The sequence below is a fragment of the Streptomyces sp. JLBJ103 genome, assembly GCF_058215575.1.
In genome coordinates this window covers 6,656,054-6,667,410 of sequence record NZ_CM177089.1, presented here as the reverse complement: position 1 = coordinate 6,667,410, position 11,357 = coordinate 6,656,054, and the positions used below count along the sequence as shown (strand labels likewise).

Sequence of the window (11,357 nt, the reverse complement as noted above, 5' to 3'; positions counted from 1 at the left end):
AGGTCAGCGGCTGGCCCGGCAGCCCCTTCCGGACGCTCGTGGACACCGTGGCGGAGGCGACGGCCCGCACGGGGGCCGGCTACAGCGCGGCCCCGAGCCGGTACCCCCACGTGTCCCTCGGGTACACGACGGCTGGCGCCGAAGCCCTCGACGCGGTCGCGCTCCGGGCCCTTGTCCGCGATCGAGCAGCCGCTGTCCGCGACGGTCCTCGCCGACCGCCTGCACCTCGTCGAGCAGTGGCACGACGACGAGGACATCCGATGGACCCCGATCGCCGAGGTGCCGCTGGGAGCGAGCGCATGAACCCCTTCCCCGGGCCCCGCCCGATCCACGGCGACTCCGTCCACCTCGGCGTCGCACCGACACCCTTCTCATCACTGGGGACATCGTGTGCCAGGGCGTCTGCGAGGACGGCCGCGGCTACGTCGAGCTGACCCTCCCCGACGGCGACCCCGAGCAGCGGCGCGCCCTGGAACGGCACGGTCAGTTCGATTTCGACCTGCGCCGCGGCGGAGGATCCCTCTACGCCTGGCCGGCGCTGACTTTGATCTCGACCAGGAGGACGAGCACCGGGGCCGTCGTCCTGCGAGGAGCCTCCTAGCAGGACCCCCCGTGCGGGCCGTGTCCCCCAGCGTCATGCGCCACTGTGGAGCTGTCAGCATCGGGCCTCGCGGGTTCAGCCGACGCGACGCTCAGAATCCCACAGGGCTCAAGGTCAACGGTCAAGGACCAGGAGCGAACGCCGGCAAACAACGGCGGGTCAACGCCGTGCCCCGCTCGCCCTGAGCGGCGCAACCGATGAGTTGTGTCGCATCAGGTGAACGGAGCGGCAAAGCCACACCCCGCAAACGTGGGGCCACCGCCCGTCACCGTGCTCCCCGGGCCGCACACGGCTGGCTGTCCGCTTGGCGTCCCAGGGCATGGCGTGCGGTGGCGGCCATGGCCTCGTCCACCATCTCGCCCTCGAACAGCACCGCGCCCGCTCCGGCGGCCTGCGCCGCCTCCACCGCGGCTATCAGCCGTGCGTAGCGGGTGAGTTCCTCCGGGTCGGGGGAGAAAACTTCGTTGATGACCGGGACATGGGACGGGTGGATCGCCATCATGCCTTCGTAGCCGATGGAGCGGTTCTGCTCGGCGAATGCCCGAAGCCCGACGAGGTCGGTGATACGGGTCCACAGTCCGGTGACCGGGTGGGGCGCTCCTGCCGCCCGGGCGTCGAGCAGGACGCGGGAGCGCAGTGTCAGTGTCTCGGCCCCCTCCGGGCTCCAGCGGTAGCCGACCGCACGTTCCACGTCGCCGCCCGCGGCCGCGAGCGCGCCCAGGTAGGCGATGCGGCGGGCTGCTCGGGCGATGTCGTAGGCCTCCCGCAGACCACGGGCCGTCTCCAGCAGCGGTACCAGGGCGACGCTGCCCACGGGCAGGCCCTGCTCCTGTTCGCACCAGCGGAGCAGCTGGTCGGCGATCCGTACATCGTGGGCGCAGCGCACCTTGGGCAGGACGACCCCGGTGAGCCCGGGGCGTACCAGCGCTCGGAGTTCCGCGGCCCCCACCCAGTCGTCGAGTGGGTTGATCCGTACGAAGAGCGCGGTGCGTTGCGCGGGATCTTCCTCGCCACGGGCGAGGGCGTCGGCGACGCGCGCACGGGCGAGCGGCTTGTCCGGTTCGGGTACCGCGTCCTCCAGGTCGAAGATCACCGCGTCCGCGCCGGCGGCCTGTGCCTTGGGCAGCCAGTCGGTCCTGGTCCCGGGAACGAAGAGCAGAGAGCGCAACGGAGGCCGGGGTGGCGCCGGCGCGTGGGCGTCAGATGACATCGTTCTTCTCCAGGTCGGCCAGTTCCCGCTCGCTGAGCCCCAGCCAGTCGCGGTAGACGAGGTGGTTGTCGTGCCCCAGGGCGGGCCCGGTCCGCCACACCGCGCCGGGCTTCTGCCGGAAGTGCGGGAGCACGGCCTGCATCCGGACCGGCCCCAGATCGGGGTCGTCGACGGTCACGATGTCACCGCGTTCGGCGTAGACGGGGTCGGCGGCGATGTCCGCAGCGTCGAACACCCGGGAGGCCACGACCTCGGTGCGGGCGAACTCCCGAAGGCACTCGTCGGTCGTCCGCGCCGCGATCCACGCCCGCAGTCCCTCGTCCAGCTCATGGCGCCGGGCGTACTGCTGCTCCGCCGTCGTGAACTCCGCCTCGGACAGCCCGAGCAGGGCGGCCACATTGCGCACCGAGCGCAGCGTCGCCGAGGTCACGGTGATCCAGTCACCGTCTCCGGAGCGGTAGGTGTTGATCACCGCGGCCGGGGCGACCGCCAGCTGGTTCCCGGACCGCTCGGGTGCCTTCCCCAGCTGGTCGTAAACGATGACCTGCCATTCGACGAGCCGGAACAGCGGCTCGAAGAGCGCGAGGTCGATCCATTCGCCGTCGAAATCGGCGTCGCGTTCACGGCGGTGCAGGGCGGCGAGCACGGCGTAGGCCCCCATCAGCCCGGTCACCGCGTCACCGTGGGAGAAACCGGTGTGCACCGGGGGGCCGTCGGGGAATCCCGTCAGGTGGACGACGCCGCTGCGGGCTTCTCCCATCTTGCCGAAGCCCGGGGCGTCGGCGAGGGAGGAGGTGGCGCCGAACCCGGATATCTGCAGCAGTACGGCCTTCGGGTTGATCCGGTGCACGGACTCCCAGTCCAGTCCCCAGCTGCGCAGCCGGCCGGCTCGCAGGGTGACGATGACGACATCGGCCCAGGCGATGAGCCGCTCGGCGACGGCCCGGCCCTCCACTCGGTGGAGATCGAGGGTGACTGAGCGTTTGTTGCGTCCGGCGACCTTGAACCACAAGGAGACTCCGTCGCGTTGGGGGCCCATGGTGCGTGCGGCGTCGCCGGTGGTGGGTGGCTCGACGTGCACCACGTCGGCTCCCTGGTCGGCGAGCAGCGAGCCGGCCAGGGGCCCGGCCACCACATGGGCGAACTCGACCACCTTCAGCCCGCTCAATTGCCCGCTTCCGGCGGTGTTCCGAGGTTCATCCGGCACGATGCGCTCCCTCGCGGTGTTGTGCTCCATCTCCTCCGCCCCGGCGTCCCAGCGTCCCGGACGTCATCGGGGGTTCTTCAGAATCCGCAAAGTGGAAATGCCTGTCCAGCAACAAAATTCCATCAATACATGCAGTGAACGCATCAATCATGGAGGGGTGCGGTGCGGCCGCCGTCCTCACTGCTGTTTTCCGGCGGGCCGCGCCTCACCGCCCACGGAGACCACAGCCCATACGAACTTTTCTGCGTACTGGGGCAGTTGGTGGCAGCCCCAGGCGGCAGCCGCCCCGTCGACCAGGGCGAGCCCTCGCCCGCCGTCTTCATACGGTGCGCGCAGGTGGGGCTGGTCGGGACAGCAGTCCGCCAGGGCCACGGTGATCGCATCCCGCCCGCGGGGCCGGCGGTGCAGCAGCAGGGCCAGCGTGTAGGGCGGGGCGGCATGCCGCAGCGCGTTCGAGAAGAGTTCGGTGACGATCAACTGGACGTCGTCCACCAGCGCTTCCGCCTGCCAGGCAGCCAACTGGCGTCTGCACAGCCGGCGTACGGTGGCCGCCTTCTGCGCCGTGGCGGGCAGCAGCCAGACACCGGACCGGCCCGGGGACAGCTCCGGGTGCGGGAACACCTGCACCGGCTCGTCGCACCGCGTGAGGCCATGGCGCCGACGTTCCCGTTCGACGACGGAGCAGAGGCAGAGGGCGGTGGAGCGCACATGCCGGGGGACGGGATGCGCGGTGCCGGGAGTCTGCCGTGGCACGGCCTTGCGGTGTCGCGGTGGGGCGGCAACAGAGAGGGGGGCGTTCATCATGTCCGCTCGGCTCCTTTGCAGTGGGACCGGTCTCGGCGGACGGGCCGGTGGTGGTCCGATCCCTGCGACTGTGCGCGACGGGCGCGAAGGAGTCGCGACCCGTGGTGGGCGAGCCCTCTCGGGAAGGCTGGCTTCTTCCGACGCGATGTCTTACAGGAGCCATATTCCGTGGCAAAATAGTGCATGTCCAACATCAAAAGCTCATCGATTCATGAAGCGAATGCATTATTGAGCAGGACGCTCGTCTCAGTGGGGCCCCTACGGGATGCCGGGGATCCCGCCCCCAGGGCATCGGTGCCATCGCGGCAATGAATCAGGGTTATTTATCATCTGGAATCATGGATCTCTCGTTGCGCCAGCTGGAGGCATTCGCGGCGGTCGCCCGAGCCGGCAGCTTCACCGCCGCCGCCGGTGAGCTGCATGTTTCCCAGTCCGCACTGAGCCGGACGGTGGCCGAGCTGGAGCGGACCCTGCGGGTGCGGCTCCTGGTGCGGGACACCCGCAACGTAGCGCTCACACCCCAGGGCGCCGAGCTGCTGGCGGTCGCGGAGCGGGTGCTCTCCGCACACCGGGCGGAGATGAACCAGCTGGGCCGCTTCCTGTCCGGGGAGCGCGGGACGGTCACCATCGCGACACTGCCGTCCGTGGCGGCCGTACTGCTCCCTCCGGTGATCTCGACGCTGCACGCCGAGCGCCCGGAGATCAGCATCCGCATACTCGACGGGCTGGCCCGCGGTGTACTCGATCACGTCATGGCCGGGGATGCCGATCTGGCGATCACCGTTCCCCGGCAGTTGCCCGAAGGGCTGGTGGCCCGGCCCTTCGTCCAGGACCGCTTCTTCGCCGCGGTGCCCCCTGGCCATCCCCTCGCCGAACGCGAGGAGTTGAGCTGGTCCCACCTGGCTGGCGAGCAGTTCGTCTCCATCGGAGCCGACTCCAGCGTGCGCTCCTTCACCGACGCGGCGTTCGCGCAGGCCGATGTGCGGGTGGCGGGCGTTGTCGAGGCCAGCAACGTCGCCACCGTCGGCGGACTGGTCGCCGCAGGGCTGGGCGTGACCGTGCTGCCCGCCCTGGTCCAGGCGCTGATGAGCTTCGCCACCCTCACGCACCGGCCGATCGGGGATCCGGTCGTGGAACGCAGGCTCGATGTCGTCACCCGCGCCGACCGGGCCCCGTCGCCCGCATCCCAGCACGTGCTGGAACTGCTGGGAAATCTCCGCGTCACCGGGCACGAACTGCCGACCGGAGTGAGCTGGACGGACGACGTGCCGGACCGGGCCGAGGTGGACACAACGGGCGCCTAGGGCGGCCTCAGGGACCAGCCGCAGGCCCCCGGGGCGAGCCATTGCGCCGATGGAAACGCCGTGATTCAGCCGGGGACGCGCCCCCCCTTTTCTATGCATTGAGTGCATGAGTCAATGCACTATTGATGCTGGACGGTGGCATGTGGCTGGGACACGATGGTGGCGCAGGCCACAGGCGTACCAGGCCCCGGGAAACGGGCGGACGCCTGACAGCGAACACCAGGAGGCGGAATGCCCCACATGGAACTGGCGAAGGAAGCGCGAGAGCGTCTGGCGCCGGATCTGACGGAACTGAGACACACTCTCCACCGCCACCCGGAGATCGGCCTCGATCTTCCCGTCACCCAGCAGACCGTTCTCACCGCCCTCGACGGTCTGGGGTTGCAGATCGCCACCGGGCGAGAGCTGACGTCCGTCACGGCTGTGCTGCGTGGAGGGCGCCCGGGCCCCGCCGTCCTGCTGCGCGCCGACATGGACGCCCTTCCGGTGCACGAGCGCAGCGGCGTGCACTTCGCCAGCCGGATCGAGGGGGCGATGCACGCATGCGGGCACGATCTGCACACCACCATGCTGACCGGCGCCGCCCGGCTCCTCGCCGCGCGCAGGGAGACGCTCGCCGGCGATGTGGTCTTCATGTTCCAGCCCGGGGAAGAGGGCTGGGACGGAGCGCGACACATGATCGAGGAAGGGGTGCTCGACGCCGCCGGTTCCCGGGTGACCGCGGCCTACGCGCTGCACGTGATGTCGGCCCGGCTCCCCCGGGGAATCTTCGCCACCCGCCCCGGCACCGTTCTCTCCGCGAGCAGCGTGCTGACCGTACGGGTCAACGGCAGCGGCGGGCACGGCTCGGTCCCGCATCTCGGTCTCGATCCGGTGCCGGCCACCGCCGAAATGGTGCTGGCGCTCCAGGCGATGGTGACCCGCCGGTTCGACATCTTCGATCCTGTAGTGCTCAGCGTGGGCACCATTCACGGCGGTACCGCGCCCAACGTCCTTCCGGAGCAGGTCAGTTTCCGGGCGACCGTGCGTACGTTCTCGTCGGCCGCGCTGGAGCGGATGAAGGAGCAGACGGCCCAGATGTGCGGGCAGATCGCCGCGGCACACGGGCTCACCGCCGACGTCGACTTCGTGACGCAGTATCCGGCCACCGTCAATGACCCCGGCTGCGCGGAACTGGTAGCACAGACCGCGCTTGAGATGTTCGGGCCGGAACGCTATGAGCACATGGACTTCCCACACGCCGGCTCGGAGGACTTCTCCCGGGTGACCGACGAAGTGCCGGGCTGCTTTGTCGTGTACGGCGCCTGCACCGGTGACGACCACACCGTCGCCCCCGACAACCACAGCCCGTCCGCCGCCTTCTCCGATGACGTGCTCGCGGACGGTGCGGCACTGTACGCGGGCCTCGCCATGCGCCAGCTGGCCACGGAGGGGTCCCGATGAACAACATCCTCCAGACATTCTTCGACTGGGACACCATCGTCGGCATCATGCCCCGCCTCCTCACCGAGGGCCTGGCCAACACCCTGCTCATCGCCGCCCTGGCGGTGTCCATGGGAGTGGTCCTGGGACTGCTCCTCGCGGTGGGGCTGCTCTCACAGCGGTGGTGGGTGCGGCTGCCCGCCCGGACCTACGTCGACATCTTCCGCGGTCTGCCGTCGATCCTGACCGTGATGATCTTCGGGGTCGGACTCCCTGCCGCAGGCATCCGGCCCTTCGGCGAAGACCCGTTCGGCTACGCGGTCCTGGCCATCGGCGTCATCTCCGCGGCCTACATGGCCGAGATTTTTCGCTCGGGGATCCAGAGCGTCGACCGTGGCCAACTCCAGGCGGCCCGCAGCCTGGGCATGGGCTACCTCCAGGCCATGCGCCTGATCGTGGTACCGCAGGGCATCCGGGCCGTACTGCCCGCCATGGCCGGCCAGTTCGTGATCGACATCAAGTACACCTCCCTCGTCTATCTCCTCGGGCTGGGCGTCGGACAACGCGAGCTGTTCTTCATCGCGCAGGAGGAGGCCACCCGCACCTACAACATGTCGCCGCTGACCGCGGTGGCCCTGTGCTACCTGGCGATCACCGTGCCCCTGACGCACCTGGTGAACTGGCTCGACCGCCGACTACGCGAAGGCCGCTCCCCAACGGCGCCGGCCGGCGACACGGTGCAAGCCGCCGAGAATCCCGCGCTCCCCGTGAAGGACGCGGACCGACCCGCCACACCTGTCGTCCACGAAGCCGCCGAGGCGGCCCCCCAGCAGCCGGTCTCCGCCACTCTGGCAGTGCCCCAGGGGGACGCCATGATCACCGTAAGGGACCTCCACAAGTCGTTCGGCGCGTCGGAAGTGCTGCGCGGGGTCTCCTTCGACATCCCGCGCGGGCAGACCGTCTGTGTCATCGGCCCGTCCGGCTCGGGCAAGTCGACTCTGCTGAAGTGCGTCAACCTCCTCGAAACACCGACCAGCGGCAGTGTGGTCATCGACGGGGAGGAGATCACCGACCCGGGCTGTGACGTCAACCGCGTCCGCTCCCGGGTGGGGATGGTGTTCCAGCACTTCAACCTCTTCCCGCACATGTCGGTGCAGCGGAACGTGGAGCTCGCGCTCACCAAGGTCCGCGGGATGACGCCGGAGGAGGCCCGGCACCGCGCCCATGACTCCCTGGAGCAGGTCGGCCTCGCCCACCTTTCCGACCAGCGCCCCTTCCGACTCTCCGGAGGGCAGCAGCAACGCGTGGCCATCGCCCGGGCGTTGGCGATGCGGCCCGACGTGATGCTCTTCGACGAGGCCACTTCGGCCCTCGACCCGGAGTTGGTCAAGGGTGTCCTGGCTGCCATGCGCGATCTCGCCAGGTCCGGGATGACCATGATCGTGGTGACCCATGAGATGGGCTTCGCCCGCGAAGTGGCGGACCACGTCATCTTCATGGACCAAGGCGTCGTGGCCGAGCGGGGCACACCGACCGAGATCTTCACCACCCCCGCCACCCCACGTCTCAACGAATTCCTCTCCCAGGTGCTCTGAGCCGTCCCGCACCGCCCGCACCCCGAACCGAAAGGACGACAGATGAATGCACCACAGAGGGAAACACGTCCGAGACCGGCACGGTGGAGACGACGCTCCGGGAGGACCGTGGTCCTGCTGACCGTGCTCACCGCCTGCACCAGCACGCTGGTGGCCGGCTGCGGTGCCGAGGACTCCGGCCCCAACCCCTACCATCTGATCCGCCCCGGCGTTCTGACGGCGGCCGCCCAAGGCGACCAGAAGCCCTTCTCCTTCTCCGGCGACAACGGGCCCCAGGGCTTCGCCATCGACCTCATCAACGAGGTCGCCCACCGGCGCGGTCTGAAGGTCGAGTACCGGACCACCGATGTCTCCGGTCTGCTCACCGGTATCAGGACCAGGCGCTACGACATCGGCGCCGCCGCACTCAATCCGACCCCCGAGCGCAAGAAGAACGTGGCCTTCACCAAGCCCTTCTACTGGGGCTACACCGCCGTGCTCACCACCCGCTCCTCCACCGCGGACGCGGTCGCCGACTTCGACGGCGAGAAGGTCGGCGTCACCCTCGGCTCCGTCCAGGAGACGTACGTCGCCGAGCACATGCCCAAGGCCAAAATCACACGCTTCCGGGACGTCAATGCCGCCGTCGGCCAATTGCGGTCCGGTGGGATCGAGGCGGTCGCCCTCGGCGGCACCGTGGCGGAGGACCTCGTCAAGGAGTACCCATCGTTGCGCATCGCCATCGAGACGCCGCAGCCCATCGGCGCCTCCCTCCCTCTGCCCAAGGGCTCGACCGCACTGCAAACGGCGATCGACACGACGATGGGACAGATGATCAAGGACGGCACTTATCTGAAGCTCTACCACAAGTGGTTGAAGAAGCCACCACGGAAGCAACTGATCAAAGTGTGGCCCGCCCTCGCTCCCCAGGCGACCAAGTCTCCAGCTCCCGCCACTCCCCGGAACTGAGCGTCCGCGTTCCCGCTCGCTGCCGTCCGCCGGCAGCCCATCGACGGTGCCGGTCATGGGCGGATGTCTTCCCCACCGATATCCGTTCCGGGGGCCGGGGGCGGCAGCCAGGAGCGAGGCGGTGTGGTCGGGTACGAAGGTCTGCAGGTGTCTGGGCGAGCGCCGTAGCCGGTGTGCGGCGGGCGGGGCGGCAGTTGCAGTTCCAGCAGCCGCACCTCGCGGTGCGGCACGGACGACAGCAGGTGGGCGATCATGTCATCCGGGCCGCGCGCTTGTCGTCGCCGTCGACGACGTACCACGGAACCCGGGTGTACCAGCTGCGGTCGAAGAGCACGATCTCCCCCGCCGCGGGAAGCTGACCGACGTAGCGCTGGAAGTACCACTGGGTGCGTTCGCGGTCGGTCGGCACCGGCAAGGCGACGGTTCGCACCACACGTGGGTTGAGGCGCGCGGTGACCCGTTTGATCGCGCCGCCCTTCCCGGCCGCGTCGCGCCCTTCGAAGACCACCACGAGGCGCCGGCCCTCGGCCCGCACCCACTCCTGGAGCTTCACCAACTCGATCTGGAGCCGACGCAGTTCCTTCTCGTACCGGCTACGGGGCACTCGTCCCGGCCCGCCGTCGTCCGGTGGTGTACTGCGCGGCATGGGACCTCCTCCCTTCCGGACCGCCCGGCCGCATGGTCTTCAGTCGTGCGGGACGACGGCGACGGGGCACGTGGCGTGATGGAGGAGGGCGTGGGCGACGTGACCGAGGCGCGGCCCCACGGCGGGGCGGTGGGCAGGGCGGCCCACCACCACCAGCGCGGCCCGCGGCCGCCCCCACAAGGACCTCCGCCGCGTGGCCGCGTTCGGCTTCCTCCGTCACCGGGACACCGGGATACTTCTCCCGCCACAACGCGACGGCCTCCGCCAGACCACGACGTCGCCCTCCCCGGGCCCGGCCCGCACACCGCCGCTCCGGTGCACCACCACCACGGGATGCGTCGACAGCGTCGGCACCCGCAGCCCCATGGACCCGAGCAGGAAGCCGCCCACGGCGCCGCGCCCGTGCGAACCGAGCACCAGAAGCCGTGCGGCAGCGCACTGAGCCACCAGGGCTTCGACGGGTGTCTGAGGCAGCACTCACCGCAGCGGCGCCGCGGCAGAAGACCCCGCTACAGCGCCAGGCCGCCTTGATGGCCCGTCGGCACGCGCTGGTCAAGCAACTACTGGCGGTGGAGGCGCTCGGCTCCACCACCGTCGTGTGCACGGACACGACCGGGACACTCACCCAGGCCGAGATGACCGCCGTCCAGGTGTGGGCCGACGGCGTTCCCCATTGCCCTTGCCGGAAGTCTCATCTGCCCTGGTGCGGAGCGCTTCTTCGGGTTCCCGAGACCTTGGCCGCGGTCGCTCGAACCGACACTCTCGCGCAGCCGCTGTCAACGCGCCATGATGATCGATCGTGCTGCTGCGACTGGCCTACCTGGGTGTGTCGAGCGTGTTCGCGATGCTTCGCCTGCTGCCGATGACCGACCGGGACAAGGACGCGGAGATCCTCGCCCTGCGCCACCAGATCACCGTGCTGGAACGCCAACTCGGCAACGAAAAGATCCGGTTCACGCCCGGGGATCGGGCATTCCTGGCAGCGCTGCTGCACCGGATGCCACTGCACGTCCTGCGAAGATTACGGCTGCTCGTACGCCCTGACACGGTACTGCGTTGGCACCGCAACCTCCTCGCACGCCGCCATGCCGCCTCCTGCCAGCCCAAACGCCCGGGACGACCACCCACCGTGCGCTCCATCCGCATCCTGGTGCTCCGGCCGGCGAAGAAGAACCCGAGCTGGGGGTACCGACGCCTGCACGGCGAGGTGCTTGTGTTGGGGGAACGGTTCATGATCCGGGACAGGGACGGAAAGTTCCCCGCCCTCTTCGACGCCGTCCTCAAGGACGCGAGGATCGAAGTCGTCCTCAGCGGCATCCAGATGCCAGGAATGAACTCGATCACGGAGAGGTGGATACAGACCTGTCGCCGCGAGGTCCTGGACCGGACGTTTGATCTGGAACCAGCGACACCTCCTCCACGCCCTCAGCGAGTTCGAGCAGTTCTACAAGGACATCGACCACACCAAGGCATCGCGAACGCCAGACCGCTACACCCCTTGCCCCCACCGATCGACGACCCGGACACATCATCCCGCCTCGACATACGTCGAGACGATCGCCTCGGCGGCATCCTCCACGCATACCGACATGCAGCGTGACCTGCACGGATGAGATTTCC

11 protein-coding genes and 2 pseudogenes are annotated in these 11,357 nt (G+C 69.3%); 7 read left to right on the top strand and 6 right to left on the bottom strand.

What is annotated here, in order from left to right:
* The first annotated feature begins 171 nt into the window (after positions 1-171).
* Both AC4BEG_RS29495 and AC4BEG_RS29490 read left to right on the top strand, forming a co-directional pair.
* Positions 172-303, top strand: coding sequence for a hypothetical protein (locus AC4BEG_RS29495; protein WP_490702738.1), 132 nt, complete (start codon positions 172-174; stop codon positions 301-303).
* Between the two features lie 85 nt (positions 304-388).
* A complete protein-coding gene (locus tag AC4BEG_RS29490) occupies positions 389-601 on the top strand; it encodes a hypothetical protein (RefSeq protein ID WP_490702737.1) in 213 nt (70 codons plus the stop codon).
* 265 nt (positions 602-866) lie between these two features.
* Here the strand turns inward: AC4BEG_RS29490 and AC4BEG_RS29485 are convergent, their stop codons facing one another.
* The 3 genes from AC4BEG_RS29485 to AC4BEG_RS29475 all read right to left on the bottom strand — a co-directional run bounded on the left by AC4BEG_RS29485 (position 867) and on the right by AC4BEG_RS29475 (position 3,822).
* The gene (locus tag AC4BEG_RS29485; protein WP_490702736.1) at positions 867-1,769 is read right to left on the bottom strand and encodes an HpcH/HpaI aldolase/citrate lyase family protein; all 903 of its coding nucleotides are present in this window, start codon (positions 1,767-1,769) and stop codon (positions 867-869) included.
* 31 nt (positions 1,770-1,800) lie between these two features.
* Complete coding sequence (locus tag AC4BEG_RS29480; RefSeq protein WP_490702735.1) at positions 1,801-3,018, bottom strand: CaiB/BaiF CoA transferase family protein; 1,218 nt, start codon at positions 3,016-3,018, stop codon at positions 1,801-1,803.
* Between the two features lie 177 nt (positions 3,019-3,195).
* Complete coding sequence (locus AC4BEG_RS29475) at positions 3,196-3,822, bottom strand: ATP-binding protein (protein ID WP_490702734.1); 627 nt, start codon at positions 3,820-3,822, stop codon at positions 3,196-3,198.
* Positions 3,823-4,160: 338 nt separating this feature from the next.
* On the opposite strand from AC4BEG_RS29475, the gene AC4BEG_RS29470 reads away from it, so the two are divergent.
* The 4 genes from AC4BEG_RS29470 to AC4BEG_RS29455 all read left to right on the top strand — a co-directional run bounded on the left by AC4BEG_RS29470 (position 4,161) and on the right by AC4BEG_RS29455 (position 9,091).
* A complete protein-coding gene (locus tag AC4BEG_RS29470; protein ID WP_490702733.1) occupies positions 4,161-5,126 on the top strand; it encodes a LysR family transcriptional regulator in 966 nt (321 codons plus the stop codon).
* 240 nt (positions 5,127-5,366) lie between these two features.
* On the top strand, positions 5,367-6,569 hold the full coding sequence (locus tag AC4BEG_RS29465; protein ID WP_490707247.1) for a M20 metallopeptidase family protein: 1,203 nt from the start codon (positions 5,367-5,369) through the stop codon (positions 6,567-6,569).
* The gene (locus tag AC4BEG_RS29460; RefSeq protein WP_490702732.1) at positions 6,566-8,143 is read left to right on the top strand and encodes an amino acid ABC transporter permease/ATP-binding protein; all 1,578 of its coding nucleotides are present in this window, start codon (positions 6,566-6,568) and stop codon (positions 8,141-8,143) included. The genes AC4BEG_RS29465 and AC4BEG_RS29460 overlap by 4 nt, the downstream gene beginning before the upstream one ends.
* A 108-nt stretch (positions 8,144-8,251) precedes the next feature.
* Positions 8,252-9,091, top strand: a complete 840-nt coding sequence (locus AC4BEG_RS29455; RefSeq protein ID WP_490702731.1) for an ABC transporter substrate-binding protein — start codon at positions 8,252-8,254, stop codon at positions 9,089-9,091.
* Between the two features lie 111 nt (positions 9,092-9,202).
* On the opposite strand, the pseudogene AC4BEG_RS29450 reads toward AC4BEG_RS29455, so the two are convergent.
* The 3 genes and pseudogenes from AC4BEG_RS29450 to AC4BEG_RS29440 all read right to left on the bottom strand — a co-directional run.
* Positions 9,203-9,737 (bottom strand): annotated as a pseudogene (locus AC4BEG_RS29450) (polyphosphate kinase 2 family protein); the annotation flags it as partial.
* A gap of 39 nt (positions 9,738-9,776) precedes the next feature.
* A complete protein-coding gene (locus AC4BEG_RS29445; RefSeq protein WP_490707246.1) occupies positions 9,777-9,857 on the bottom strand; it encodes a hypothetical protein in 81 nt (26 codons plus the stop codon).
* A 96-nt stretch (positions 9,858-9,953) separates the two neighbouring features.
* Positions 9,954-10,154 (bottom strand): hypothetical protein, encoded by a 201-nt coding sequence (locus tag AC4BEG_RS29440; protein WP_490707245.1) that lies wholly within the window; start codon positions 10,152-10,154, stop codon positions 9,954-9,956.
* A gap of 382 nt (positions 10,155-10,536) precedes the next feature.
* Here AC4BEG_RS29440 and AC4BEG_RS29435 point away from each other — a divergent pair.
* Positions 10,537-11,337: pseudogene (locus AC4BEG_RS29435) on the top strand (integrase).
* Positions 11,338-11,357: the final 20 nt, after the last annotated feature.

Bases quoted from the DNA above. Each gene is read 5' to 3' on its own strand.
- AC4BEG_RS29475 (WP_490702734.1), bottom strand. From the start codon at position 3,822: ATGATGAACGCCCCCCTCTCTGTTGCCGCCCCACCGCGACACCGCAAG.
- AC4BEG_RS29470 (WP_490702733.1), top strand. From the start codon at position 4,161: ATGGATCTCTCGTTGCGCCAGCTGGAGGCATTCGCGGCGGTCGCCCGA.
- AC4BEG_RS29465 (WP_490707247.1), top strand. From the start codon at position 5,367: ATGGAACTGGCGAAGGAAGCGCGAGAGCGTCTGGCGCCGGATCTGACG.
- AC4BEG_RS29460 (WP_490702732.1), top strand. From the start codon at position 6,566: ATGAACAACATCCTCCAGACATTCTTCGACTGGGACACCATCGTCGGC.